Origin of the sequence: Pseudomonas sp. GR 6-02, from assembly GCF_001655615.1 — a bacterium.
GTDB lineage: Bacteria > Pseudomonadota > Gammaproteobacteria > Pseudomonadales > Pseudomonadaceae > Aquipseudomonas.
Genome location: NZ_CP011567.1, coordinates 1,433,766 through 1,460,350, shown reverse-complemented (window position 1 = coordinate 1,460,350; position 26,585 = coordinate 1,433,766). Strand labels below are relative to the sequence as shown.

Sequence of the window (26,585 nt, the reverse complement as noted above, 5' to 3'; positions counted from 1 at the left end):
GATCGCTTCGCGGGCAAGCCCGCGATAGCTATCTATCAAACACCGCTGAACTACAAACTCGCACTCACTTTGCTCGCCACCTCACCCGGCACCCAGCCCTTCCACACTTGCGGCTGATCGCGCAAAAACGCTTCGGCGACCTGACGCGGTTGCTGGCGTTTTTCGCTCATCTGCCCCAGGGTCTGGTTCAGCAGATCGATCGGCAAATCGACCTTTTCGAAGAACGCCACCAGGTCCGGGTACTGCGCCTTGAACGGTGCCGACACGCCGATGGCCAGGCTGGCCGGCATCGAACGCGTGCCCTTGGGGTTCGGATTGTTGGCATCGGCCAGGGTTTTCCAGGCTTGCGCGTCGAACGGTGGCTCTTCGAGTTTCACCAGTTTGAAGCGACCCAACAGTGGCGTAGGCGACCAGTAGTAGAACAGCACCGGTTTGCCACGGCGGATCGATGAAGCGACCTCGGCATCCAGTGCCGCGCCGGAACCGGTGCGGAAGTTGACGTAGCTGGCGGTCAGGTCATAGGCCTTGAGTTTCTGGCTGTTGACGATCTCCGACGTCCAGCCGGTCGGGCTGTTGAGGAAGCGTCCGCGGCTTGGGTCTTCGGGGTCGCGGAATACGTCCTTGTAGCGGGCCAGGTCGGCGACGGATTTCAGCTCCGGCGCCAAGGGTTTAATGCCGCGTTCCGGGTCGCCCTTGATCACGTATTCCGGCACCCACCAGCCTTCGGTGGCGCCTTTGACGGTATCGCCCAAACCAAACACTTTGCCCTCCGATGCCGCCTTGACCCAGGCCGGACTGCGCCCGGCCCACTCTTCGCCGATCACCTGGATGTCGTTCTTGGCCAACGCGGCTTCGAGGCTGACGGTGCTGCCGGGCAAGGTGTCGGTTGGGTAGCCATAACCTTTCTCGACGATCAGCCGCAGGATCTCGGTGATCAGGCTGCCGCTTTCCCAGGTGATGTCGCCGAAATGGATGGGTGTGGCTTTTTCTGCGGCGGGAACATGGCCAGCCACAAGGCTCAGGGCCAGCAGCGAACTGCCGAGCAGGGTTTTGATCGATCTCATGCGGACCTCCGGGTCTGGGGTGTTCGGTTCAAGGACGTTCGGTTCAGGGGTTCGTTGGCGCTGTGCAGCGTGCACAGAGCCTGGGAACGGGTCATGTAGACGCTGACCGAACGCTGGGAAATGCCCAGTTCGGCGGCAATTTGTGGGTAGGTCAGGCCGTCGACTCGCGACAGCAGAAACGTTGCCCTGACCTGGCCCGGCAGGCGGTCGAGGGTTCGATCCAGGTGCTTCAGGGTCTGGGAGAACTGCGCCAGGTCTTCAGGCGATGGCCCGCCAATCGGATCAGTCGGCAGTAACTGCTCGAGGTGTTGGCGTTCCAGATCCCGATGGCGCCACAGCTGATAAATCAATCGCTGGGCGATGGTAGTGAGTAAGGCGCGGGGTTCGCGAATCGGCGTCAGGCCTGGCGACTCGAGCAATTGCACGAAGGTTTCGGCGGCAATGTCTTCGACACTGGGACTGGCTCCCAGATATCGGCGCAGACGTGCGCACAGCCAGGTGTAGTGGGCGCGGAACAATCCGCCCACGTCGTTGCGATGGGAAACGTCGGCGCCGGACATAGGGGCTCCTTGGGTTAGGGGTCGCTGAATGTCCGGTGATCCGGTGGCGCGATCCTAGCAAGGAGCCTTATTCATTAAAAATACTTAAAATGAATTTTTATATTCCATAAATGAATTTACATGAATGAGCCTCATCGCAACCGCCCATACCCCAGCGCTTCGGCGTCCCGCTGATAATCGAGAATAATCTGATAGTCGCTCTCGCTGGCGGGCAACACTTCTTGCAGGCCCAACGTCTCGGCGACCTCGGGCAGTTCCTTCAATGTCTGGTTCATCACCTGTCGAAGCTGTTCAGCCTGCACATCAGTGGTGTCAGCCGCCGCGATGTACGGCAACGTCGGACTGAACGCGGTGCGCGCCAATACTCTCAAGCCAGCGACTTCTGCCTGGGCGTGCTGCGCCAGATAGGTGAAGGTCACGCTGTCGATGGCGGCCAGGTCCGCCAGGTCGTCACGCAGCCAGCGCAGGCTTTCGCGGTGGCTGCCGCTGATGGCGACACGGGCAAAAAACTGCCCGTCGCGGTGCAACGGCGCCAGTCGGTGACGCAACAGGTTCATGCCACTGTTGGAGTCTTCGCCGTTGATCACGCCGCGACTGCCGCGCAAGGCCGACAAGGTTCTTCGAGGATCATCGGCGCGAGTCAGCAACAGGCTGCAATGGTTGCCGCCGCTGCTGTCCGGCAGTTCATAACGAGGACGACCAATGACCCGGACGCGACCGCGCAAGGCTGTCATCAACGGGTAACCACAGGTTTGGGTCAGCAGCAGGTGCGGGGATAGCCAAAGGTCCATTAGCGACAGTTCTGCGGCATCAAGGCGGGTGCTGCCGAGCTGTTCGAGTATCTGCGACAGCCAACGCTCGTTGGCCTGGTGGATCGGCTCGGGAGCGACGTACATCAGTAATTCAGCGAGGTGTTGTGTCATCGAATATTTCTTCACCAGTGAAAATCAATGAAACGGATGCCGCGGACTGTCAATCGCCCTCACCCCGTGCCAACGCACCCACTGGCCATAACCCCGCACCAGAAACCCGCCACTGCGCGCCAGCCATTGATCGCGATGCGCGCGGTACACCCGTGGCAAGTCGTACCAGGGCAACCCCGGCAAGTCATGGTGCACCAGGTGCAGATTGAGATTCAGGAACAGCCAGCGCCACGGCCACCCTGCTTCATTGATGACGGTGCGTTGCTCCGGTTGTGTATGCGGACGGTGTTCATAGTAGGAGCGAATCATTGCAATCGACAGCGCCGGCACGCTGATCAGCAACAGGTAATACCAAACCGGCAGCACGCTGTAGCGCGCGATGAACGCCAGCATCAGCAGCGTCAGCGCACCATGGCTCAGCCACATCAACCAGGCTTGGCGCTCACCCGTTTTCAGCCGTTGCAGCTCCTCCCGCGCCAGCGCCAGCAAGGCCAGTGGCGCACCGAGGGCCAAGCGCCCCAGCACGGTTTTGTTCAGCCAGTGCAGGCCCTGTTCGAACAGCGAACTGCGCTGCCACTGTTCAGCGCTCAGGTAACGGCTTTCCGGGTCGCTACCTGGGATGGTCAGGTCTTCGTCGCGGTGATGCAGCAAATGGCTGTCGCGGTACAAGGTGTAGGGATACCAGACCGCAAACGGCGCATAACCGAGGACTTTATTCAGCATTGGCCAACGGGTGGGATGACCGTGCAGCAATTCGTGCTGCACCGACAACCACAACACCAGCAGTGGAATCAGCAACAACGTGCTCCACCAGAGCCCCAACCGGGCACTGCCCAGCACAATACTGAACCAGCCGACGTAAACGCCGATCAGCAACAGCCAGGTCGGCCACTCGGTGCGAGCGGTGAAACGTTGGCGCAGGGTTTCGATTTCTTCACGATGGGCAGCGTCAAAGTAATGGGGCATGGCTTTGCTCAGAACGGGAACCAATCCCCCTCTGTGCAACGGCGCCGGGATTTCTTGCAGATTGTTTGGTTATTTCGATAGACGCAAAAAACAGGAGCCCGAGGACTCGGGCTCCATGGACGCGGGATCAGTGGCCGAACACATTCACCTTCTTGGCTTTCTTGTCCGCGCGTTTTTCAATTGCGGTTTTCGCCGGTTTTTTCTTCGCGGCTTTCTTTGATTCCATACCTTTGGACATGATGCGTACTCCACTAACAGGGGATGTGAGATCAGGTATACACCTATCCCGGCGCGCGTGTTCTTTTATAATCTGTGCCCTGCCCACCGACTGTCCGAGCCCATGCCCAACACCCAGTACACCTTGCTCGACGAGCCATTATGGCCGTTGATGAACAAGTTTTACCGCGCCCACCAATCGTCGATGAAAGCGGTGCGAGACGCTCAATTGTGGGTCGCAAGACGTGAAGAGATCATCGCGGCGCTGTGTTTGCGGCCGGTGGCCGGCGGGCATTGGCTGACCGGGCTGTTTGTCGACCCGAGCTGTCGCGAACAAGGAATCGCCGCGACGTTGATCGCCCACGCCGTCAAGCACCTTGAAGAGCCGGTCTGGCTGTTCTGCCATCCGGATTTGCGTGGCTTTTATGAGCGTCGTGGTTTTACCTTCGACCCGCCCCTGCCCTACGCCCTGGCCGAACGGTTGAGCCGTTATGCGCGCAGCAAACCGATGATTGCCATGGGTTTGCAACCAGGTTCGGCATGAACAGCGATCCTTTAGCGATTCAATCGTCCGCCGCAGGATCAAGGTCCGGGAACATCACTTCGGTAAACCCGAACTTGCTGAAGTCTGTGATGCGCGAGGGGTATAACCGGCCGATCAGGTGATCGCATTCATGCTGCACCACCCGTGCATGAAATCCCGAGGCAATGCGCACGATCGGCTCGCCCTTGGGATCAAAGCCTTCATAGCGAATCTGCTGATAGCGATCCACCGCCCCGCGCAGGCCCGGCACCGACAGGCAGCCTTCGAAACCCTCTTCGAGGGTCGGGCTCAAGGGCGTGATCAACGGATTGATCAGAATCGTCTGCGGCACCGCTTCGGCGTCCGGATAGCGCTCGCTGTGCTCGAAACCGAAGATCACCAGTTGCAGGTCGACACCGATCTGCGGCGCGGCCAGGCCGACCCCGCCGACGCTTTCCATGGTCTGGAACATGTCATCGATCAGTTGCCACAATTCGGGGCTGTCGAACATTTCCGCCGACACCGGCGGAGCGATGCGCAGCAGGCGTTCATCGCCCATTTTCAGAATTTCACGGATCATTTTATGACTTCGTCAGTGGTCGGCTGGATAGAGTGATCTCGCCCCAGTCCTGAGACATGCTGTTTGGGTTCTTCGTGCACCTTTTCACCGGGTTTCTTGCCTTCGGATGACATGTGCTCGATCACCGCGTTCATTTCCGCACCGAGCAGCAGCACCGCGGCGGAAATATAGAAGTACAGCAACAACACGATGATCGCGCCGATACTGCCATACATGGCGTTGTAGTTGGCGAAGGTTTTGACGTACAGACCGAAGCCCAGCGAAGCGACGATCCAGACCACCACGGACAACACCGCACCCGGGGTGATGAAGCGAAACTCTTGTTTGACGTCGGGCATGACGTAGTAAATCAGCGCCACCGCCATCATCAACAGAATCACGATCACCGGCCAGCGCGCGATGGTCCAGACGGTCACAATGAAATCTTCAAGGCCCACTTGCGAAGCGATCCAGGCCATCACCTGCGGCCCGAGCACCATCAGCGCAGCGGCGGCCAGCAGCATGCCGGCAATGCCGATGGTGTAGAAAATCGACAGAGGAAAACGCTTCCACACCGGACGGCCTTCAACCACGTCGTACGCGGCGTTCATCGCACTCATCATCAGCCGCACACCAGCGGACGCGGTCCACAGGGCGATCACAATACCCACCGAGAGCAAACCACCCTTGGATTGCTGGAGCTGGTCGATCACCGGGTTCACCTGCTCCAGCGCCTGGGGCGGCAGCACCAGTTCCGATTGCAGGCGCAGCCAGGAGAAGAAGTCCGGCAAGTGCAGGAAGCCGATCAGGGCAATCAGGAACAGGATGAAAGGGAACAGCGAGAACAGCATCTGATAGGCGAGCGCCGAGGCATAGGTCGACATCTCGTCGGCGACGAACTCGGTGACCGTGCGCATCATCACGCGATGCAGGGGCAGACCTTTCATGGTCGGGAAAAACATTAGCGTCTCGCCGCAAAAAAGTTGAAGTCATGGCGACTCAGGGGCCGTTTTCTACAACAAAGTAGCCTACTTGGCGACTTTGAAACAATTTCCTTGCTCAAGTTCAAGCTGACACAAAAACGGCCATCCGCGGATGGCCGTCTCTGTTACTCGTCAAACGCCGGGTTACGCCTTGTCGATACCTTTTTTAAGAGCATCCTTGACCTTACCGATGGCTTGCTGGGCTTCGCCTTTCTGTTCCTGCCTGACGCCTTCGGCGCGCATTTTGTCATTACCGGTGGCCTTGCCGACGCCTTGCTTGACGTTGCCGACCGCTTCGTTTGCCATGCCTTTAACTTTATCGCCAGTGCTGCTCATGGTATGTCTCCTGAGAACATTTCAACGGGGAAAGTCGTTACATAAGGGTGGACCGAAAGCCTTTGCGCGGAGTTTCATTTATTTCCCAACAGAACATTTCATCGCCCCAGGCAGGTTAGGCTTTATGTTTGCAGGCTTTGCCCCGAGAATGCGCAACGTATTCAGGCCATGGCGCTGAAGATCCAATCCCGTAGGAACGTTATGAAACTCGATAAAAAGCAGGCCATTGCCCGCAGAAACCAGGAACTTGGCGGTGCAGTGCTTGGCGTCAACAACTGCCATTTCACCGAATTGAACCGTAACCGCAACATTTTCTGGTTCGATATCCCGGTCGCGCGGCTGGCCATTGGTCAGTACGAATGGATTCACTTGCTGATGCACACCCCGGATACCGACGAACTGCTGCACCTGAAAGTGCCGACGGTGTTCCTGCGCGAGAAGCTCGAAGGCCTGGTGGTGCGCAACCAGGGTAAACGCAAGGCTGCATTGAGCCTGGAACTGAGCGCCGACAAGGACTCGTACCTGCAGGACATGCGTCCGGCGGGCACCAACGTCAATTTCGCGCAGTTCCGCCAGTAATCCTCTCAAGCCATCAAAGAGTCCCCTGTGGCGAGGGAGCTTGCTCCCGCTGGGGTGCGTAGCGCCCCTAAATCAGGTACCTCGATTCACCTGATCAGGCCGCTGGCTGCTTTTGCGACTGCTGCGCAGCCGAGCGGGAGCAAGCTCCCTCGCCACAAAAGCGCTTTTGATACCGCTTTAAACAAAAAGCCCCGCATCTGCGGGGCTTTTGTTTGATCAGGCGCTGACTTTCTTCACGCCCAGCTTTTTCAGCTCTTCGTCGCGCAACTCGCGGCGCAGGATCTTGCCGACGTTGGTGGTTGGCAGCGCGTCGCGGAACTCCACGGCTTTGGGCACCTTGTAGCCGGTGACGTTGGCGCGCATGTGCTCCATCACCTGTTCCTTGGTCAGGGTCACGCCCGGTTTGGCAACGATGAAGATCTTGATCGCCTCCCCCGACTTCTCGTCCGGCACGCCGATGGCCGCGCATTGCAGTACGCCCGGCAGGGTCGCCAGCACATCTTCCAGTTCGTTGGGGTACACGTTGAAACCGGAGACCAGGATCATGTCTTTCTTGCGATCGACAATGCGCATGTAGCCATCGGGCTGAATCAGTGCGATATCACCGGTTTTCAACCAGCCTTCGCTGTCGAGTATTTCATCGGTGGCTTCCTGACGCTGCCAGTAGCCCTTCATGACTTGCGGACCTTTCACACACAGCTCACCGATGCCGCCCAACGGCTGCTCAACGCCGGCATCGTCGATGACTTTGCACCGGGTCGACGGCACCGGAATACCGATGGTGCCGATCTGGATGTTCTGGCTCGGGTTCACCGTGGCCACCGGGCTGGTTTCGGTCATGCCGTAACCTTCGCAGATCGGGCAGCCGGTGACCGCTTTCCAGCGTTCAGCCGCGGCCAGTTGCAAGGCCATGCCGCCGGACAAGGTGATTTTCAGGTTCGAGAAATCCAGCTTGCGGAACGCTTCGTTGTTGCACAACGCGACGAACAATGTGTTCAAGCCGACGAAACCGCTGAACTTCCACTTCGACAGTTCCTTGACCATCGCCGGCAAGTCGCGCGGGTTACTGATCAGGATGTTGTGGTTGCCGATCAGCATCATCGCCATGCAATGAAAGGTGAAGGCATAGATGTGGTACAGCGGCAGCGGCGTGATCAGGATCTCGCAACCTTCGTTGAGGTTGGAGCCCATCAGCGCCTTGCACTGCAGCATGTTCGCCACCAGGTTGCGGTGGGTCAGCATCGCGCCCTTGGCCACGCCGGTGGTGCCGCCGGTGTATTGCAGCACCGCCACGTCGCTGCTGGCCGGGTTGGCTTCAACCACTGGCTGGCCATGGCCTTTGCTCAACACATCGTTGAATTTGATGGCCTTGGGCAAGTGATACGCCGGGACCATCTTCTTCACGTACTTGATGACGCTGTTGATCAGCAGACGCTTGAGCGGCGGCAGCAGGTCGGCCACTTCAGTGACGATCACGTGCTTGACGCCGGTTTTCGGCACGACGGTCTGTGCCAGATGCGCCATGTTGGCCAGGCAGACCAGGGCTTTGGCACCGGAGTCGTTGAATTGGTGTTCCATTTCCCGCGCGGTGTACAGCGGGTTGGTGTTGACCACGATCAGCCCGGCGCGGATGGCACCGAAGACGGCGACCGGGTACTGCAACACGTTGGGCAATTGCACGGCGATTCGATCGCCCGGCTGCAAATCGGTATGCTGTTGCAGGTAAGCGGCAAAGGCACCGGACAATTCGTACAGCTCACCGTAGGTGATTGTCTTGCCCAGGTTGCTGAATGCCGGTTTGTCAGCGAAGCGTTGGCAGGATTGCTTCAACACTGCCTGAATATTCGGGTACTCGTCTGGATTGATCTCGGCAGCAATTCCAGCTGGGTACTTATCCTTCCAAAAGTCTTCGATCATGGAAGCCCACTCCTCAGCAACGCGAATTCAACACCGCATTTGATGCGATTATTATTGGTGTTTGTCTATTGGTGAATCTGGCTTTACATAGGCCGAGAAGTCACAAAGCGCGCCGAGAGTAGCAGCTTTGCCAAGGGCCGACTAGAGCCTAAATAGGCCCCTACAGTCACTTTAGTGACTCAAGAATGGCAAGCGGTCATTTTAGAGCAAAAATCCTATATCACCCTGAAAGCCGCTGAATTCGCGGCTTATAGCCTTAAAAGCTTCGCGGGCAAGCCTCGCTCCTACGGTTTTTTGTCGATCACCCGATAGGGCGACACAAATCCACTGTAGGAGCGAGGCTTGCCCGCGAATGCGCGTAGCGCAGCTTCAAACGTTATGCGATATCCCGCAACTCCCGCCGCAAAATCTTGCCCACCGGCGTCATCGGCAACGACTCACGCAACACGATGTGCTTGGGCACTTTGTACGCCGTGAAGTTTTCCTTGCAGTAAGCCTTCAGCTCTTCAAGGCTGACCCCCGACTCACGGGCCACCACAAACAGTTTCACCGCCTCCCCCGAACGCTCGTCCGGCACGCCGATCACCGCACAGTTGGCGACTTTCGGGTGGGCCATCACCACGTCTTCGATCTCGTTCGGGTACACGTTGAAGCCCGAGACGATGATCATGTCTTTCTTACGATCGACAATACGCACGAAACCATCCGGGTCGATCACCCCGATGTCGCCCGACTTGAACCAGCCATCAGCATCCAGCACTTCAGCGGTGGCTTCGGGTTTCTGCCAGTAGCCCTTCATGATCTGCGGGCCCTTGATGCACAGTTCGCCACGTTCGCCCAGCGGCTGCTCGACGCCTTCGTCGTTGATCACTTTCAGGGTCGTGCCCGGCACCGGCAGGCCGACCGTGCCGATGCGCGATTTGTCGCCGTAAGGGTTGGTGCAGGCCACCGGCGAGGTTTCGGTCAGGCCGTAACCTTCGGTGATCCGGCAACCGGTGAGCTGTTCCCAGCGCTCGGCGGTGGCCTTGACCAGCGCCGTGCCGCCGGAGTTGGTGAGTTTGAGACTGGAGCAATCCAGGGTCTTGAAGTCGGGATGGTCCATCAGCGCGACGAACAGCGTGTTGAGCCCAAGCAGCGCCGAGAACCGCCAGTTCTTCAGCTCCTTGATGAAGCCCTTGATGTCCCGTGGATTGGTGATCAGCACGTTGTGGTTGCCGGTCACCATCATGCACATGCAGTTCGCCGTGAAGGCATAGATGTGGTACAGCGGCAGCGGCGCAATCATCACTTCCTGGCCTTCGCGCAGCAGCGGCTGACCGTCGGCACCCAGTTGACTGAGGCATGCCCGCGCCTGCTGCATGTTCGCCACCAGGTTGCCGTGGGTCAGCATCGCACCCTTGGCCAGCCCGGTGGTGCCGCCGGTGTATTGCAACACGGCGATGTCGTCGAGACCGACGTTCAGCGGTTTGATGCCCAGGCCCCGGCCCAGACGTAGCGCGCTCTTGAAGGAGATGGCCCGGGGCAGTGAATAGTCCGGGACCATTTTCTTGACCTTGGCGACCACGGTATTGATCAGCCAGCCCTTGGCGGTGGGCATCAGGTCGCCCATCTTCGCTTCGATCAGGTATTGGATGTCAGTGTCGGGCAACACTTCCTGGACCTTCTGTCCAAACACGTTCAGGTACACCAGAGCCCGGGCACCGGAGTCCTTGAACTGATGACGCATCTCCCGCGCGGTGTACAGCGGGTTGGTGTTGACCACGATCAGCCCGGCACGCAGGGCGCCAAACACGGCAATCGGGTAATGCAGGACGTTGGGCATCTGCACCGCGATGCGATCCCCCGGCACCAGGTCGGTGTGGGCTTGCAGGTAACCGGCGAACGCAGCGCTGTAACGTTCCAGTTCAGCGTAGGTCAGGGTCACGCCCATGTTGCTGAATGCCGGGCGGTCAGCAAATTTCTTGCAGGAACGCTCGAACACCTCGATCACCGACTTATAGGCCCCAAGGTCGATATCCAGGGGCACGCCGGCCGGGCGTTTGTCATTCCAGAAATCAGGTTGCATTGTTCTTGTCCTCATTACCTGAATCTATCCGGGGCCGCTTTTTCTATCACTTCTGAAAAGCGGTGCTTCCCGGACACTAGCAGCTATGGTGAATCAGGCAAATATGCGCACAGTCCTCATTGATCCCGTGAATCTTGCTGCCCCGGCGCTGCCTGATCAGACGGCGCGCGCGGGATGCGCTATACAATGCAACGACGCCCATGCCGCATGCAGTCCCATGCAAAGGAATCGCCATGATCCATGACACTTTCTGGCTGACCGCGAGCGACCGCAGCCGCCTCTTCGTCAACCAGTGGCTGCCGACTGCACCGCTCAAAGCCGTGATCCTGCTGGCCCATGGCATGGCGGAACACAGCGGTCGCTACGCTCGCCTGGCAGAAAAGCTCTGCGAACAGGGCTACGGTGTTTACGCACCGGACCTGCGTGGACATGGCAAAACCGCTGAAAACGGCACCCTGGGCCACTTCGCCGACAGCGATGGCTGGGGCAAAGTGGTCGGTGACCTCGCCTGCCTCAACCAACATATCGGCCAACAGCATCCCGGCGTGCCAATCGTGCTGTTGGGCCACAGCATGGGCAGCTACATCGCCCAGGCTTACTTGCTGCACCACAGCGCCAGCCTGCACGGGGCGATTCTCAGCGGCTCGAACTTCCAGCCCGTGGCGCTCTATCGCGCAGCGCGGCAGATTGCTCGTCTCGAACGCCTGCGCCAGGGTCCCAAGGGTCGCAGTGCATTGATCGAATGGCTGTCGTTCGGCTCGTTCAACAAGAAGTTCAAGCCAGCTCGCACCTCGTTTGACTGGCTGAGCCGCGACCCGGCCGAGGTCGACAAGTACGCCAACGACCCGCTCTGCGGCTTTCGCTGCACCAATCAGCTATGGATCGATTTGCTCGGCGGCTTGCAGCAAATCAGCAAAGCGTCCAATCTCGCCCAGATCGATCCGGGCCTGCCGCTGCTGGTAATTGGCGGCGAATGTGATCCGGTGAGCGAAGGCAAACGTCTGAAAGATCTGGCCCACGCCCTGCGCGACGCTGGCTGCCAGAGCCTGCACTTGAATATTTACCCGCAGGCCCGGCACGAACTGTTCAATGAGAGCAATCGCGATGAAGTGACTGCCGACGTGCTGAACTGGATCGCCCAGGCCTTGAGCAACCGCCGGCCACCCAGAGCCGAATAGTTTTTTTTGTGGATTCATTTAATTCGTCACAGGAATCGAGACAGATGACCCAGGTTACCAACACCCCTTACGAAGCCCTCGAAGTCGGCCAGACCGCCAGCTACAGCAAAACCGTCGAAGAACGCGACATTCAGTTGTTCGCCGCGATGTCCGGCGACCACAACCCGGTGCACCTGGACGCCGAATTCGCCGCTGCCTCCATGTTCAAGGAACGCATCGCCCACGGCATGTTCAGCGGCGCGTTGATCAGCGCGGCGGTGGCTTGCGAGCTGCCTGGGCCGGGGACTATTTATATCGGTCAGACAATGAGCTTTCAGAAGCCGGTGAAGATTGGCGACACGCTGACTGTGCGCCTGGAAATTCTCGAGAAAATGCCGAAGTTTCGTGTGCGGATCGCCACCCGAGTGTTCAATCAGCGTGATGAACTGGTAGTGGATGGCGAAGCGGAGATTCTGGCGCCGCGTAAACAGCAGACCGTGACATTGCCGACGTTGCCGGCGATCAGCATCGGCTGATTCATCACTCATCCGTGGCCTGGATGGGCTTCTGTGGCGAGGGAGCTTGCTCCCGTTCGGCTGCGCAGCAGTCGTAAAAGCTGCTCCGCGCCGGAACAGGTGAATCGAGGTGCCCGATTGGGGGCGCTGCGCACCCCAGCGGGAGCAAGCTCCCTCGCCACAAAAAGCCCCCCTCGCCACGGTGAATGCAGCGTTTCGTTCTCCTACAATCTCGAACACAAAAAAACGCCAGACTGGCTGGCGTTTTTGATGGGTAACGAACGCTTACGAGCGTGCGCGAGCCTGGTTACGCAGGGCTTTGACCTGATCGTGGTTGCGTTGCACGCCGTGGTACTGGCGTTCAACGGTGTCACGAATACTCACCAGGTTGTCCTCGTTGATTTTATCCAGCGCTTTCTTGTAAGCCTTCTTCGCGTGGTCTTCACCACGCTCCGCTTCGTTCAGCACTGCCTCTTCATCCTTGCCGGTGAACATCGACTTCACATCGACCCAACGGCGATGCAGATCACCGCTGACGCTGGTGGAGGTTTCCGGATCACCACCCAGGGAACGCACAGTGGCCTGCAGTTCGGCAGCGGCAGAGGCGCAGTCGGCGGAGCGCTGAATGAACAGGTTTTTGAGTTCGGGATTCTTGATGTCTTCAGCGCAAGTCTTGAACCCTTCCTGACCGTCTTTACAGGTTTCAATCAGGTCGTTGAGTACAGAGATCGCTTCTTTATTAATGTCGGTCATTTTTCAATTCCTTGCGGTTGATGAAAGATGCAATCAATCGTTGCACCCTGCATGCCAGCTTCGAATTGAAATTTTTTACTTATATTTCAATGAGTTAATCTTTAGTCGAAATCTGTATCCGCTTTTTTTGCATGATCTGTCAATTGGCCTGCATGCAGAATGCCTGTATTTTCCAGACTGTTCTAAATCAAGACGACTGATGATGAATCCCGAAAAGCTCGAACTGCTGATTACCCGCGAGATGCCCTTCGGCAAATACAAGGGCCGTATCATTGCCGACCTGCCCGGCCAGTACCTGAACTGGTTCGCTCGCGAAGGTTTCCCTCACGGGGAACTGGGCGGGTTGCTGGCCTTGATGCAGGAAATCGACCACAACGGCCTGTCGGAACTGCTCGAACCGCTGCGCGCCAAGCACGGCAAACCTGCCCCCCGTCACTGAACCGCCCTATCGCACCGAGTCGCCCATGCCCGATAACACCCGCCGTGCCCGTGATGAAGCCTTTTGGCAGACCTTTGCCGACCGCTATGCTGTCGAACCCGGCCCCCTGAACCTGGAGAACGGTTACTTCGGGCGCATGTCACGCACCGTGGTCGAGGAGTATCAGCGCAACATCGAGCTCATCAACCGCGGCAACTCGGTGCATGTGCGCCAGCGCTTCGAACAGGGCGAAAGCGTCAAGATTCGCGCGCAGCTGGCCGAGCTGATCGGTGCCCCGGCCGAAGCCGTCGCCTTCACCCGCAACGCCTCGGACGGCTTGCAGTCGCTGATCCGCAACTACAATCGCCTGGAACCGGGCGATCAGGTCCTGCTGTGCGATCTGGAGTACGACACGGTCAAGAGCGCAATGCGTTGGCTGGCCCGCTATCGAGGCGTGGAAGTGATCGAGATCGAGCACCGTCGCCCCGCCAGTTTCGACAGCTTGCTGGCCACGTACCGCGAAGCTTTCACACGTTATCCGCGACTGAAGTTGATGGCCCTGACCCACGTCACCCATCGCACCGGTCTGGTAATGCCGGTGCAGGCGATCGCCGCTGCCGCCAGGGAGCATGGCATCGATGTAATCCTCGACGGCGCCCATGCTCTGGGCCAGATCGAGTTCAACCTCGATGAACTGGGCATCGCCTTCGCCGGCTACAACCTGCACAAATGGATCGGTGCGCCGCTGACTCTCGGCTTCATTTACATCGCGCCCGAGCGCCTGGCCGACATCGACCCGGACATGGACGAGATGCATTTCCCTGACACCGACATTCGCGCCCGCACGCCATACAGCACCCCGAACATCCCGGCCCTGCTGACCCTGCCGCTGGTGTTCGAAGAGCATCAGGCCATGGGCGGTTCCGTCGCCAAGGGCGCTCGGCTCAATTACCTGCGCAACCGCTGGGTCGATGCCGTTCGGGAGTTACCGGGGATCGAAGTCCTGACCCCGGATGACCCGCGCCTGTATTGCGGCATCACCTCGATGCGCTTTACCCGGCATGCCGACCAACAGGCGATGGTCGAGCGCCTGCTCAACGACTACAACCTGTTTACCGTGGCGCGCAGCTGCGCGGCGTGTGGCCCGTGCATCCGCATCACACCGGGGCTCACGACCATGGCTGCGGACATGGATGTACTGGCCCGGGCGTTGAACGAATTGCGCTGACGTCACACAGTGTATTTATCAAAGTCCTCGGGCTTGATTTGCGATGACGCCGCAAACGTGTCGACACCGATGGTCATGTGCCCGAAAAAGCCGTCCTCATTCGAGTCTCGACCGATGGTGTGAATATTCAGGGTCGAGGCCTCGCCGCCCATGCGCTGATAAAACATATCCTGCGCATTGGTCAGCGGTGAGACGGCTCGACCGCTGTACTCACGGGCATTGAGCACCGACCTTGATGCGACCTCGGGAAAGTAAAGCTGGCCGACCCAGGCGACGTGCCGCTCTTCCAGATAGTTATTACCGGCTGTGATGCGTACCGCGACGTGAATATGCAAAGCGCGGCCGGCATAGAACCCCGGATAAATAGTGGTAAACCGCACGATGCCCATTTTGTCGGTGAATTGCCCACCACGCAGGTAGGTGTCGTCGTCGGTGCGCGGGATCGACCCGATATCATCCACATCGACTTCCTTGTCCGGGTTGACCTTGCTCCAGCCCGAATACGCCCCGCGCGCATTGCAATGCCAGATATCGACCAATGCCCCGGTAACCGGTTGACCGGTCATGGCATCGACGATCGTGAGCCGCAGCACCAAGGGAATGCCGTCCATGCCTTCGCTGACGTTTCGCCTGATCAGTTTTGGATTTCGAAAATACGGACCGGCGATCTGCTCGGGTGACAGTTGATAAACCGGTAGTGGGGGTGCAGCCGAGGTGTTGTCGTCCATGACGTTCTCTCTTCCATAAGATGAACGCAGATTAACGCTGGACGTGCGGCGAGATGCGGTAACTATGTATCGCGTGATGTCGATCCTAAAAAGAGCATTTCGACAGTCATGGGGATTTTCACCAGGCAAAAAAAAACGGTGCACCGACCAAGCGCACCGTAAAGCCGTAGAACACACAACGAAGTGTTTGGTAAATCCGGTATATCCGGTAAATCAGATCAGTCCAGCAGCGCCAACGCCTCGGCGGTGCACTCCTGGATGCGGGCCCAGTCGCCGTTCTTGATCCACTCGGGGTCAAGCATCCAGCTACCGCCCACGCACATCACGTTTTTCAACGCCATGTAGCTCTTGATGTTGGCCGGGCTGACGCCGCCGGTCGGGCAGAATTTAACTTCGCCGAACGGGCCGCCCAGGGCCTTGATGGCCGCGACGCCGCCGCTGACTTCCGCCGGGAACAGCTTGAAGCGGCGATAGCCCAGGCAATAGCCTTCCATGATGCCGGAGGCGTTGCTGATGCCCGGCAACAGCGGAATCGGGCTGGCGACACTGGCTTCGAGCAAGTCACGGGTGATGCCCGGCGTCACGATGAATTGCGAACCGGCGGCTTCGGCAGCGGCCAGCATGCTGCGATCAAGCACCGTACCGGCACCGGTCACCAGTTCCGGACGCTTTTCGCGCAGGATCTGGATGGCCTTGAGGCCGAACTGCGAACGCAGGGTCACTTCCAGCGCCGTGAGGCCACCGGCGGCCAGGGCGTCGGCCAACGGCAGCACGTCCTGTTCGCGAGCGATGGTGATCACCGGCAGGATCCGCGCCTTGGCGCAGAGGCTGTCGATCAGGGCAACTTTGTCCGCCATGGAAACGGTCGGGGATGTGTTTGTCATAGCGGCTGATCCTTGGTTCATGGGCACCAGTAAATCTCTAACGTAGGTTGCAGAAACGCCCGAATCGGCATGGCGGCGACATCGTCACCGGCCAGTGCGGCGCTCAGGGTGGTCAACTTGGACTGACCGGAAATCGATAGAACGGTGTGCCTGGCCGAAGCCAGCAGCGCGCGACTCATGGTCAGGCGCTGACGCGGCACGGTCGGCGCCAGCATCGGCCAGCAACGACGAGTGCCGTCGACTTTCAAGGCGTCGGCAAGGTTCGGGCTGTTGGGGAACAGTGATGCGGTGTGACCGTCGTCGCCCATGCCCAGCACCAGCACATCGATCGCCGGCAATTCGGCGAGCAAGCGATCAGCCTGCTCGGCGGCCTGCTCCAGGTTGGCGGTGGCACTGTAGAGGCTCAGGAACTGGGCCTTGGCCGCCGGACCTTGCAACAGGTAACGCTTGAGCAGACCGGCATTACTGTCGGCATGCTCCACCGGCACCCAGCGCTCGTCAGCCAGGCTGACCACCACCTTCGACCAGTCCAGCGCCTGCTTGGCCAGGTGCTGGAAAAATGCCACCGGGCTGCGCCCACCGGACACCACCAGCGTCGCTGTGCCTTGTGCGGCAATCGCGTCGCTCAGTTGTTTGGCCACTGCCAATGCCAGGCCTTCGGCCAGCAGCATCGGTTTTTTGAACTCATGGGCGCTGACGCCCTGAGGCAGTTTCAATTCAGATATCGCCATACCACGACCTCCCGTCCCGCGTGATCAGTGCAATGGAACTCATCGGCCCCCAGGACCCGGCCGCGTACGGCTTGGGCGCATCACCGGACTTTTTCCACCCGGCAATCAACTGGTCACACCACTTCCACGCGGCTTCGATTTCATCTTTACGGACAAACAGGTTCTGATTGCCACGCATCACTTCCAGCAACAACCGCTCGTAGGCATCGGGAATCCGTGCGCTGCGCCAGGTGTCGGAAAAATTCAGCTGCAACGGACCGCTGCGCAACTGCATGCCCTTGTCCAGGCCTTGTTCCTTGGTCATCACGCGCAAGGAAATGCCTTCGTCCGGTTGCAGGCGGATGATCAGTTTGTTGCTGATCTGCAAGCGCTGCTCGGGGGCGAAGATGTAGTGCGACGGTTCCTTGAAGTGGATGACGATCTGCGACAGCTTCTGCGGCATGCGCTTGCCGGTGCGCAGGTAAAACGGTACGCCGGCCCAACGCCAGTTGCGAATGTCGGCACGCAGGGCAACGAAGGTTTCGGTGTCGCTCTGGGTGTTGGAGTTAGGCTCCTCCAGATACCCCGGCACCGACTTGCCTTCGCTGTGACCGGCGATGTACTGGCCGCGCACCACTTGAGTGGTCAGGCCTTCCGGGCTGATCGGCGCCAGTGCCTTGAGCACTTTGACTTTCTCGTCGCGGATGCTGTCGGCGGACAAGTCGGCCGGCGGGTCCATGGCGATCAGGCACAGCAACTGCAGCAGGTGATTCTGGATCATGTCCCGCAGCTGGCCGGCCTTGTCGAAGTAACCCCAACGGCCTTCGATCCCGACCTGCTCGGCCACGGTGATTTCCACGTGGGAAATGTAATTCTGGTTCCACTGGGTTTCGAACAGGCTGTTGGCGAAACGCAGGGCGATCAGGTTTTGTACGGTCTCTTTGCCCAGATAGTGGTCGATACGGTAGGTGCGGTTCTCCGGGAAGAACTGCGCCACGGCGTCGTTGACCTTGCGCGAGGATTCCAGGTCAGAACCGATGGGTTTTTCCAGCACCACGCGGGTGTTTTCGGCCAGGCCAACCTTTGACAGGTTCTCGCAAATAGCACCGTAAACCGCCGCCGGCGTGGCGAAGTAGGCAATCACCCGCTGGGCGCTGCCGGCCTGCTCGGCCAGGGCGACGTAATCGTCAGCCTTGAGGAAGTCGACATGCAGGTAACTCAACCGGGCCAGGAAGCGCTCGAGCACGGCTTCATCCAGCTCTTTGGCGCCCACGTAGCGACGCAACTCGGTGGCGATGAACGCCAGATGCTGCTGCTCGCTGCCAGGTTCACGGGCCAGTGCGATAATGCGCGTATCCTCATGAAGCAGGCCGGCACCATCGAGTTGATAAAGGGCAGGAAACAGCTTGCGCAGGGCTAGATCGCCGAGAGCGCCGAACAAGGCAAAGGTGCACGGTTCAACCGTAATCGAAGGCATGATGTTTGTTCTTTTATCAAGTTAAGCTACAAATACCTTTTTTCAAGGCATCACTCAAGGGAAAATGTAGTAATAACCACAACATTTTCGCAAAATATAGATTCCGAGTGGTGGTCGGTCGGAGCCATCAGTAGGATAGGCCACCGTTATGGGCCGTATCAAAGGCCCAATTTGCATAGCCGAGCGCTTGTTTGCGCAGGTGAATTTAGGAACCCCATATGGACCGCGTGCGAAATTTACTGGAACAGATCCAGAGTCGCCTCGAAGACCTGAACAAGGCAGAACGCAAAGTCGCCGAAGTGATCCTGCTCAACCCACAGCAGGCGACCCGGTTCAGCATCGCCGCCCTCGCCCAGGCCGCGTCGGTCAGTGAGCCGACGGTCAACCGTTTCTGCCGCTCATTCGGTGTCAGCGGCTACCCTGAACTGAAACTGCAGCTGGCCCAGAGCCTGGCCAGCGGCGCGGCGTATGTCAGCCGTGCGGTGGAAGCCGACGACAACCCCGAGGCTTACACCCAGAAGATCTTCGGCAGCGCCATCGCGTCCCTGGACAGCGCCTGCCAGGCACTGGACCCGAACCTGATCAGCCGCGCCGTCGACCTGTTGATCCAGGCCCGGCAGATCCACTTCTTCGGCCTCGGCGCCTCGGCCCCGGTGGCACTGGATGCGCAGCACAAGTTCTTCCGCTTCAACCTGGCAGTGACCGCCCATGCCGATGTGCTGATGCAACGCATGATTGCCTCGGTGGCCCACACCGGTGAGTTATTCGTGATCATCTCCTACACCGGCCGTACCCGCGAACTGGTGGAAGTGGCACGCATCGCCCGGGAAAACGGCGCTTCGGTGCTGGGGCTGACGGCCGAAGGTTCGCCGCTGGCCAAAGCCAGTACCTTGAGCCTGAACATTCCGTTGCCGGAAGACACCGACATTTACATGCCGATGACCTCGCGGATCATTCAGCTGACCGTGCTCGATGTGCTCGCCACCGGCATGACCTTGCGCCGAGGCGTGGATTTCCAGCCGCATTTGCGCAAGATCAAGGAAAGCCTCAATGCCAGTCGGTATCCGATTGGGGATGAGTTTAATTAACCCACTGTGGCGAAGGGGCTTGTCGGAACGCCGCACCGCCACAAAGGTTGTGCGCATCGGCTACGCCCCAACCCGCGCCTGCAAACTCAAATGCGCCCGCTCCCCCGGCGCCAGGCACAGGCTGTCGGTGCCGCCGCTGGCCGCTTCCACACAGACGAACTCGGAAATCTCGTTCCAGCTCACGCCCAGTAATGGCCGCGAGCCGGGATGCCAGACCACCGTGTCCGCATGATCACCGGTGTCGATGCACAGTTCGCGCTGCCAGGCGTGGTCCTTGAGCTGCAGTTCGCCGTCATGCTGGAACACGCGCTGACACCCACCGTCGACCCGCAACTCGCCTTCCTGTTGGCAAGCCTGGCGGTTCAACTGGTCGTAACCTTGCGCTCCTTCGAGCCCAGACAGCGCTATCTCACCGACATCACCAATACGCCAATAGGCGTGCAACGCCTGACTCAACTGGCACGGCATGTCGTCCTGATGCTCGGTGCTCAGGTGCAAATCCATGCGTTCGCCCAGGTGCGCATGCAAGTCCACTTGCCAGTCGCACAGCTGTAACTGCCAGTGCAGGCGCACGCCATCGTCGTCACTGCTGCTGTCGAGCAGCTTCCAGTCGAGCAGGCGCGCCCAACCATGGGACGGCCAGGCGTTTTCGCTTGGGTGGCGGCCATACCACGGCCAGCACACCGGCACGCCGCCGCGAATCGCACCCACGTGCGGCCATTTCGCCGCGCACCACAACCAGGGTTTCTGACCCTTTGGCTGGAAGTGCAACAACTGCGCGCCCTGACGACTGAACACCGCCTGACACAGCGGATGGTCGATCACCAGCACGTCGCGCATCTGATAGCGCTCCCACGCAAACACCGGACGTTCGCGCAAGGATTTGAAGAAGCGTTGTAGCGGATGCTCAAGCATGTGCCACGGTCCTGAAAATCATCTGTCACCCGAGGGTGCGCCACCCCCAAAAAAAAGCGGACAGCCATGGCCGTCCGCAAATATGCGCACATAGAGAGGAGCTTATCGCAACAACGTTAGAACACCGACTGAATTTTCAGGCCGGCGACCAGCGCGTTATCAACTTCATCCACACCACCCGGGTGAGTGATGTATTGCAAGTTAGGACGCACCGTCAGCCAGTTGGTAACGTGGAAACCGTAGTTGATCTCGTAGTTGTACTCGGTGCTGCGCAGTGGCGCGAACAGTGGATCGTTGTAGTCGGTGACACCATTGGCGGCGTTGACCAACTCGGAGTTTTTCTTCACGTCATCGTTGACATGGATACGGGAGAAACCGATCCCGACGTCGTCTTTTGGACGCGCATCGAACGGGCCCTTGTAAACAAACATCAGCGACTGGTAGTTGTCGACGAAGTTGGTGTCCTTGTCGTGGAAGGTGGCGTTGGCCGCGATGTTCAGACCGCGCGAAGCATCACCGTTATGGGTGGTCAGTTGTTGCTGCGCCACGAACCAGTAACCGTGCTTGCTGTCATGGCTGCGATAGGCATTGCCGGTGGTCGCTGCATCATTGCCGTTGTCGTCTTTACGGACGTCATTGGCGTCGGCCGTGCTCTTGTAGTAACCGACACGGTATTCGCCCGGCAGGTTGTTGACCTTCGGCGACCAGACCAATTCAACCGGCAAGACGGTGCCTTTGGTGCCACTGCCGCTGAGCTTGAAACCGTTACCGTGCTCAAGTTGCGATGGGTTCTGGTTGTACGCGCCGATCTGCGCATAGAACTCAGGCGTGATGTTGTACTTCACGCGAACCGCTGCCTGCATGACCGGCCAGTTGTACCAGATACCGGTCGCCCAGTTACCCGCCTGGGAACCGCAGAATGCCAGGTTCTGGAACTCGCAAGGGAAGGTGTTGAAGTCTTCGCCTTCGCCGAAGTAACCAGCCTTGACGTCCAGTTTCCCGTCGAGGAACTGGTGCTTGATCCACAGCTGGGTCAGACGGACCATGTGGCCACGGCCGTAGACTTCCTGGGAGGAGCTCAAGGTGCCGGCACGCGGGTCGCCGACACGGTCATTGGAGATGTTCTGACCGTTACGGTTGGTGAGCTGGATCTTGGCCTGGGTGTTATCCCAGCCCCACAGTTTTTGCAGGTCCAGCGCCACGCCCAGACCAAACTGGTCGGCGTAACGCGCCGTTTTGTCGTCGTTGTAGCCGCCGTGCAGGTTGGCGCCCACTTCACCGACATAGTCGGCCTTGATGTCGATACCTTGCTCGATCAGCTTGGTCCGCTCGCCACCCCAGTCCCCCGTCATCCACTGGGAATCGGCACTGAACGCGTCAGCCGCGTGTACGCTACCGGCCAGCATCATCGCCGCAACCGCTGACAATTGGCAGATCAGCTGAGCGTTGTTCTTCTTCTTCATCCCTACATCCTCGTTTTATTGTTATTAACTGTTTTTATCTAACGCGGTTTACATCGATTGCGACGGATGTCTCCATCCGCCACTAATCCCCCCTGTGAGAGCGGGCTTGCTCGCTCCCACATTTGATCTTCAGCGGCCTTTGAACTGGGCCACGTTGGCGCTGTGAGCTTCGGTTTTTGGCAGGCCGGCAACGCCCAGACGCTCACCGGTCTTGGCATCGAACAGCAGCACTTTCGATGGATCGAATTGCAGCGTCAGGGTCTCGCCCGGGGCTGGTGCGACGTCCGGTGCCAGACGGCAGCAGACCTTGGTGTCGTTGAGATTGACGAATACCAGGGTGTCGGGACCGGTCGGTTCGGTGACCTGCACTTCGGCGCGGATGGTCGGCAGGCCGTTGGCTTCGCCGTTCGCCAGCACGATTTGCTCCGGGCGCATGCCGAGGATCACTTCGCGGTCTTCGAGACCGGCATCCTGCATGCCCAGCGGCAATTCGCAGCGCGCCTGACCGCTGTCGAGCAGCGCCAACAGACGGCCGTCCTTGCGCTGCAAACGCAGGGGGATGAAGTTCATCGGCGGCGAACCGATGAAGCTCGCCACGAACAGGTTGGCCGGGTTGTTGTAGATGTCTTTCGGCGTACCGAACTGCTGGATAATCCCGTCCTTCATCACCGCCACTTTGTCGCCCAGGGTCATCGCTTCGATCTGGTCGTGGGTCACGTAGACCGTGGTGGTTTTCAAGCGCTGGTGCATCAGTTTCATTTCTGTGCGCATCTCGACCCGCAGCTTGGCGTCGAGGTTGGACAGCGGTTCGTCGAACAGGTAGATCTTCGGCCGACGAGCCAACGCCCGGCCCATGGCCACGCGCTGTTGCTGACCACCGGAGAGCTGACCCGGCTTGCGGTTGAGCAGGTGTTCGATTTGCAACAGCTTGGCCACACGAGCGACTTCCGCGTCGATGTCGGCGGCAGGCATCTTGCGGATCTTCAAACCGAACGCGATGTTTTCGCGCACGCTCATGGTCGGGTACAGCGCGTAGGACTGGAACACCATGGCGATGTCGCGGTCTTTGGGGCTCATGCCGCTGACGTCCTGGTCACCGATCATGATCGCGCCGCCGGTGATGGTCTCAAGACCGGCGATGCAATTCATCAGGGTCGATTTACCGCAACCCGAAGGGCCCACAAGAATCAGGAATTCACCGTCCTTGATCGACAGCTCAATGTTCTTGAGGGTGTCCGGCAGGCCGGGGCCATAGGTTTTGTTTACATTGCGAAGTTCGAGCGTAGCCATGATTACCCCTTGACTGCGCCGGCCGTCAGCCCGCGCACGAAATACTTACCTGCGACCACATAGACCAGCAGGGTTGGCAACCCGGCGATCATTGCCGCCGCCATATCAACGTTGTATTCCTTGGCCCCGGTACTGGTGTTGACCAAGTTGTTCAACGCCACCGTAATGGGTTGCGAGTCACCGCTTGAGAACACCACGCCGAACAGGAAGTCGTTCCAGATCTGAGTGAACTGCCAGATCAGGCAGACCATGATGATCGGGGTGGACATCGGCAAAATGATCAAGCGGAAGATGGTGAAGAACCCCGCGCCATCGAGCCGCGCCGCTTTCACCAGTGCATCGGGAACGCTGACGTAGTAGTTACGGAAAAACAGCGTGGTGAACGCCAGGCCGTAGACCACGTGCACGAACACCAGGCCTGTCGTCGTGCTGGCCAGGCCCATCTTGCCGAGGGTGAACGAGGCCGGCAGCAGGACCGTCTGGAATGGCAGGAAGCAACCGAACAGCAGCAGGCCGAAGAACAACTGCGAGCCGCGAAAGCGCCACATCGACAGCACATAGCCGTTCAACGCACCGATGGCCGTGGAGATCATTACCGCCGGAACGGTGATCTTGATCGAGTTCCAGAAGTACCCGTCAACCGTGCCCCAGGCCTTGATCCAGCCAATACCGCTGACCACGGTCGGCCAGCTCAGCAGGTTGCCGGAGTTGATGTCTTCCGGCGTCTTGAAACTGGTCAACAGCATGACCACCAGCGGTATCAGGTACAGCAATACCGCAAGGAGCAGCACGCCATAGATCGCGATGCGACTCAGGCTGATGGCAGGTTTGGCAGCGAAACTAGTCATGACGTTTGGCCCTCAGCTCGGAGTACAGGTAAGGCACGATGATCGCGAGAATCGCACCGAGCATCAGAATCGCACTGGCCGAGCCCATGCCCATCTGGCCGCGACTGAAGGTGAAGGAATACATGAACATCGCAGGCAGATCGGAGGAATAACCCGGGCCACCGGCGGTCATTGCCGCTACCAGGTCGAAACTCTTGATAGCGATGTGGGCCAGGATCATCACTGCGCTGAAGAACACCGGGCGCAGGCTCGGCAACACCACTTTCAGGTAAATGCGCGGCATGCTCGCGCCATCGATCTGGGCGGCACGGATGATCGATTGATCAACGCCACGCAGGCCGGCGAGGAACATCGCCATGATAAAGCCCGAGGCTTGCCATACCGCCGCGATCACCAGGCAGTACACAACGCGATCCGGATCGATCAGCCAGTCCAGGCGAAAGCCTTCCCAGCCCCAGTCACGCAGCAATTTGTCCAGGCCCATGCCCGGGTTGAGCAGCCATTTCCAGGCAGTACCGGTGACGATCATCGAAAGCGCCATCGGGTACAGGTAAATGGTGCGAATGAAACCTTCGCGACGAATGCGCTGATCAAGAAACACCGCCAGCAACACACCGATCACCAGGGTGATACCGATGAACATGCCGCCGAAAAGCGCCAGGTTCTTGCTCGCTACCCACCAGCGATCGTTGTCGAACAGCCGCTGGTACTGCGCCAGACCCGCCCATTTGTAAGTCGGCAGGAAGGTCGAAGTGGTGAACGACAGGACGAAGGTCCACAGGATATAGCCATAGAACCCCACCAGAACAATGAACATGCTCGGCGCCAGCACCAGCTTGGGGAGCCAGCGCTGCAATGCATCGAACGGCGAGGCCTTGCTGAACACAGCAACAGAACTCATGGGAAGATCCAGTACGAAGAGAGAGAGAATTCGGCCAGGTCCCCTGTAGGAGCCGGCTTGCTGGCGAAGGCGGTGTGTCAGTCGACATCTGCGTTGAATGACACATCGCTATCGCCAGCAAGCCGGCTCCTACAGGCCAAGCATTACTTGGCCGCTTTAATGGCAGTGCCGAGTTGCTTGGCGGCAGTGGCAGGATCGGCTTTCGGATCGTTGATGAAGTTGGTCACGACATCAAAGAAAGCACCCTGTACCGCCAGCGTGGTCGCCATGTTGTGCGCCATGCTCGGCTGCAAGCCACCGGTCTTGGCGTCCGCCAGGAAGTCTTTGGCAGCCGTCTGGGCGCAGGAGTCGAAACCGTACTTGCCCATGTCACTCAGCATGTCGTTTCGAACCGGGATCGAACCCTTGTTGATGCTGAAGACTTTCTGGAAGTTCTCACCCAGCACGATCTTGGCAATGTCCTGCTGAGCTGCAGCAGTGCCCTTGTCTTTCTGCTTGAACACGGCCAGCGAGTCGATGTTGTAGGTGAAGGCCTTGTCGGTGCCCGGGAAGGCTACGCATTCGTAATCCTTGCCGGCGACTTTCTTGGCCGCTGTCCACTCGCTCTTGGCCCAGTCACCCATGATCTGCATGCCGGCCTTGCCGTTGATGACCTTGGCCGCCTCCAGGTTCCAGTCCTGGCCTTTGCCGTCGGCGTCCATGTAGGTCGCGACTTTCTTCAGCTCGGTCAGCGCCTTGACCATGTCAGGACCGGTCAGCGCCGCGTTATCCAGATCGACCAGGGCTTTCTTGTAGCCATCGACGCCCATGACCGACAGGACCACCGCTTCGAACACGGTGCTGTCTTGCCAAGGCTGGCCACCGTGGGCCAGCGCAATGAAGCCCGCAGCCTTGAGCTTGTCACCGGCCGCGTAGAATTCCTGAAGGGTGGTTGGCGCTTTTTCGATGCCGGCTTTCTTGAAGACTTCCGGATTGATCCACAACCAGTTGACGCGGTGAATGTTCACCGGCACGGCCACATAGTTACCGTCGTACTTCACGGTATCGGAGACTTTCTTGTCGAGCAGGCTGTCCCACTTCTCAGCTTTGGCAGCGTCTTTCAAGACGTCGGTATCGAGCAGACCGGTAGACGCCCATTCCTGAATGTCCGGGCCTTTGATCTGTGCTACGCCCGGCGGGTTACCGGCCACGGCGCGGCTTTTGAGTACGGTCATGGCCGTGGCACCGCCACCGCCGGCGACTGCACCGTCTTTCCAGGTGAAGCCGTCTTTTTCGACTTGAGCCTTGAGCACATCGACAGCTGCTTTTTCACCACCAGACGTCCACCAGTGAACGACTTCCACCGAACCTTTGGAATCGGCGGCAAGGGCACTGAGCGGGAATGCAGCAACGGGAAGCAGTGAAGCGAGAGAAATGACAGTAGCGAGGCGAGAAATCGCATTCATCTAGTAGTACCTTTCTTGTTGTTATGCATGCAAGTCTGGTGCTTGCGCTGCATAGGATTTTAAACAGGGGATAG

27 protein-coding genes are annotated in these 26,585 nt (G+C 59.0%); 7 read left to right on the top strand and 20 right to left on the bottom strand.

Features of this window, described 5'->3' with window-relative positions:
- Nucleotides 1-50 precede the first annotated feature (50 nt).
- From PGR6_RS06305 to PGR6_RS06290, 4 genes are all read right to left on the bottom strand, one after another.
- The gene (locus PGR6_RS06305) at nt 51-1,064 is read right to left on the bottom strand and encodes an ABC transporter substrate-binding protein (RefSeq protein WP_064616399.1); all 1,014 of its coding nucleotides are present in this window, start codon (nt 1,062-1,064) and stop codon (nt 51-53) included.
- Nucleotides 1,061-1,624: a sigma-70 family RNA polymerase sigma factor gene (locus PGR6_RS06300; protein ID WP_018926446.1), complete on the bottom strand. Its 564-nt coding sequence runs from the start codon at nt 1,622-1,624 to the stop codon at nt 1,061-1,063. Before PGR6_RS06300 ends, PGR6_RS06305 begins: the two co-directional genes overlap by 4 nt.
- Before the next feature lie 131 nt (nt 1,625-1,755).
- Entirely contained in the window at nt 1,756-2,547 is a 792-nt protein-coding gene (locus PGR6_RS06295) for a phosphate/phosphite/phosphonate ABC transporter substrate-binding protein (RefSeq protein WP_064616397.1), read from the bottom strand.
- A gap of 24 nt (nt 2,548-2,571) precedes the next feature.
- The gene (locus PGR6_RS06290) at nt 2,572-3,513 is read right to left on the bottom strand and encodes a fatty acid desaturase (protein ID WP_064616395.1); all 942 of its coding nucleotides are present in this window, start codon (nt 3,511-3,513) and stop codon (nt 2,572-2,574) included.
- A gap of 340 nt (nt 3,514-3,853) precedes the next feature.
- On the opposite strand from PGR6_RS06290, the gene PGR6_RS06285 reads away from it, so the two are divergent.
- Nucleotides 3,854-4,273, top strand: coding sequence for a GNAT family N-acetyltransferase (locus tag PGR6_RS06285; RefSeq protein ID WP_018926450.1), 420 nt, complete (start codon nt 3,854-3,856; stop codon nt 4,271-4,273).
- 19 nt (nt 4,274-4,292) lie between these two features.
- On the opposite strand, the gene def is transcribed toward PGR6_RS06285, so the two are convergent.
- The 3 genes from def to PGR6_RS06270 form a co-directional block, all read right to left on the bottom strand.
- Entirely contained in the window at nt 4,293-4,832 is a 540-nt protein-coding gene (def, locus tag PGR6_RS06280) for a peptide deformylase (protein WP_064616393.1), read from the bottom strand.
- Nucleotides 4,829-5,773, bottom strand: a complete 945-nt coding sequence (locus tag PGR6_RS06275) for a YihY/virulence factor BrkB family protein (protein WP_018926452.1) — start codon at nt 5,771-5,773, stop codon at nt 4,829-4,831. The genes def and PGR6_RS06275 overlap by 4 nt, the downstream gene beginning before the upstream one ends.
- 165 nt (nt 5,774-5,938) lie before the next feature.
- On the bottom strand, nt 5,939-6,130 hold the full coding sequence (locus PGR6_RS06270; RefSeq protein WP_018926453.1) for a CsbD family protein: 192 nt from the start codon (nt 6,128-6,130) through the stop codon (nt 5,939-5,941).
- Between the two features lie 201 nt (nt 6,131-6,331).
- On the opposite strand from PGR6_RS06270, the gene PGR6_RS06265 reads away from it, so the two are divergent.
- Nucleotides 6,332-6,709: a hypothetical protein gene (locus tag PGR6_RS06265; RefSeq protein WP_018926454.1), complete on the top strand. Its 378-nt coding sequence runs from the start codon at nt 6,332-6,334 to the stop codon at nt 6,707-6,709.
- A gap of 216 nt (nt 6,710-6,925) precedes the next feature.
- On the opposite strand, the gene fadD1 is transcribed toward PGR6_RS06265, so the two are convergent.
- Both fadD1 and fadD2 read right to left on the bottom strand, forming a co-directional pair.
- Nucleotides 6,926-8,626, bottom strand: a complete 1,701-nt coding sequence (gene fadD1 / locus PGR6_RS06260) for a long-chain-fatty-acid--CoA ligase FadD1 (protein ID WP_018926455.1) — start codon at nt 8,624-8,626, stop codon at nt 6,926-6,928.
- Nucleotides 8,627-9,002: 376 nt separating this feature from the next.
- Nucleotides 9,003-10,691, bottom strand: coding sequence for a long-chain-fatty-acid--CoA ligase FadD2 (gene fadD2, locus PGR6_RS06255; RefSeq protein ID WP_064616391.1), 1,689 nt, complete (start codon nt 10,689-10,691; stop codon nt 9,003-9,005).
- A gap of 233 nt (nt 10,692-10,924) precedes the next feature.
- Between fadD2 and PGR6_RS06250 the strand changes: the two genes are divergently transcribed.
- Nucleotides 10,925-11,869 carry an alpha/beta hydrolase gene (locus PGR6_RS06250; protein ID WP_018926457.1) on the top strand — a complete coding sequence of 315 codons (945 nt, stop codon included), beginning with the start codon at nt 10,925-10,927 and terminating at the stop codon, nt 11,867-11,869.
- A 44-nt stretch (nt 11,870-11,913) separates the two neighbouring features.
- Nucleotides 11,914-12,384, top strand: coding sequence for a MaoC family dehydratase (locus PGR6_RS06245; protein ID WP_018926458.1), 471 nt, complete (start codon nt 11,914-11,916; stop codon nt 12,382-12,384).
- A gap of 264 nt (nt 12,385-12,648) precedes the next feature.
- On the opposite strand, the gene PGR6_RS06240 is transcribed toward PGR6_RS06245, so the two are convergent.
- Complete coding sequence (locus PGR6_RS06240) at nt 12,649-13,116, bottom strand: ferritin-like domain-containing protein (protein WP_018926459.1); 468 nt, start codon at nt 13,114-13,116, stop codon at nt 12,649-12,651.
- Nucleotides 13,117-13,318: 202 nt separating this feature from the next.
- On the opposite strand from PGR6_RS06240, the gene PGR6_RS06235 reads away from it, so the two are divergent.
- Both PGR6_RS06235 and PGR6_RS06230 read left to right on the top strand, forming a co-directional pair.
- Nucleotides 13,319-13,555: a DUF3820 family protein gene (locus PGR6_RS06235; protein WP_007949456.1), complete on the top strand. Its 237-nt coding sequence runs from the start codon at nt 13,319-13,321 to the stop codon at nt 13,553-13,555.
- A 25-nt stretch (nt 13,556-13,580) separates the two neighbouring features.
- On the top strand, nt 13,581-14,762 hold the full coding sequence (locus PGR6_RS06230) for an aminotransferase class V-fold PLP-dependent enzyme (protein ID WP_064616389.1): 1,182 nt from the start codon (nt 13,581-13,583) through the stop codon (nt 14,760-14,762).
- Nucleotides 14,763-14,764: 2 nt separating this feature from the next.
- On the opposite strand, the gene PGR6_RS06225 is transcribed toward PGR6_RS06230, so the two are convergent.
- The 4 genes from PGR6_RS06225 to zwf all read right to left on the bottom strand — a co-directional run bounded on the left by PGR6_RS06225 (nt 14,765) and on the right by zwf (nt 18,561).
- On the bottom strand, nt 14,765-15,490 hold the full coding sequence (locus tag PGR6_RS06225; protein WP_064616387.1) for an intradiol ring-cleavage dioxygenase: 726 nt from the start codon (nt 15,488-15,490) through the stop codon (nt 14,765-14,767).
- A gap of 218 nt (nt 15,491-15,708) precedes the next feature.
- Complete coding sequence (locus PGR6_RS06220) at nt 15,709-16,374, bottom strand: bifunctional 4-hydroxy-2-oxoglutarate aldolase/2-dehydro-3-deoxy-phosphogluconate aldolase (RefSeq protein ID WP_018926462.1); 666 nt, start codon at nt 16,372-16,374, stop codon at nt 15,709-15,711.
- Between the two features lie 17 nt (nt 16,375-16,391).
- A complete protein-coding gene (gene pgl / locus PGR6_RS06215; RefSeq protein ID WP_018926463.1) occupies nt 16,392-17,105 on the bottom strand; it encodes a 6-phosphogluconolactonase in 714 nt (237 codons plus the stop codon).
- Nucleotides 17,092-18,561, bottom strand: coding sequence for a glucose-6-phosphate dehydrogenase (zwf, locus tag PGR6_RS06210; protein ID WP_019581460.1), 1,470 nt, complete (start codon nt 18,559-18,561; stop codon nt 17,092-17,094). Before zwf ends, pgl begins: the two co-directional genes overlap by 14 nt.
- A 227-nt stretch (nt 18,562-18,788) precedes the next feature.
- Here zwf and PGR6_RS06205 point away from each other — a divergent pair, with 227 nt between their 5' ends.
- A complete protein-coding gene (locus tag PGR6_RS06205; protein ID WP_172901244.1) occupies nt 18,789-19,649 on the top strand; it encodes a MurR/RpiR family transcriptional regulator in 861 nt (286 codons plus the stop codon).
- Between the two features lie 60 nt (nt 19,650-19,709).
- On the opposite strand, the gene PGR6_RS06200 is transcribed toward PGR6_RS06205, so the two are convergent.
- From PGR6_RS06200 to PGR6_RS06175, 6 genes are all read right to left on the bottom strand, one after another.
- Nucleotides 19,710-20,564, bottom strand: a complete 855-nt coding sequence (locus tag PGR6_RS06200; protein WP_064616385.1) for a D-hexose-6-phosphate mutarotase — start codon at nt 20,562-20,564, stop codon at nt 19,710-19,712.
- A 116-nt stretch (nt 20,565-20,680) separates the two neighbouring features.
- A complete protein-coding gene (locus tag PGR6_RS06195) occupies nt 20,681-22,027 on the bottom strand; it encodes a carbohydrate porin (RefSeq protein ID WP_018926467.1) in 1,347 nt (448 codons plus the stop codon).
- A gap of 129 nt (nt 22,028-22,156) precedes the next feature.
- Nucleotides 22,157-23,317 carry an ABC transporter ATP-binding protein gene (locus PGR6_RS06190; RefSeq protein ID WP_018926468.1) on the bottom strand — a complete coding sequence of 387 codons (1,161 nt, stop codon included), beginning with the start codon at nt 23,315-23,317 and terminating at the stop codon, nt 22,157-22,159.
- Nucleotides 23,318-23,319: 2 nt separating this feature from the next.
- Nucleotides 23,320-24,165, bottom strand: a complete 846-nt coding sequence (locus PGR6_RS06185; protein ID WP_019581464.1) for a carbohydrate ABC transporter permease — start codon at nt 24,163-24,165, stop codon at nt 23,320-23,322.
- Nucleotides 24,158-25,066 (bottom strand): carbohydrate ABC transporter permease, encoded by a 909-nt coding sequence (locus tag PGR6_RS06180; protein ID WP_018926470.1) that lies wholly within the window; start codon nt 25,064-25,066, stop codon nt 24,158-24,160. Before PGR6_RS06180 ends, PGR6_RS06185 begins: the two co-directional genes overlap by 8 nt.
- 143 nt (nt 25,067-25,209) lie before the next feature.
- A complete protein-coding gene (locus PGR6_RS06175; protein WP_064616384.1) occupies nt 25,210-26,511 on the bottom strand; it encodes an ABC transporter substrate-binding protein in 1,302 nt (433 codons plus the stop codon).
- Nucleotides 26,512-26,585: the final 74 nt, after the last annotated feature.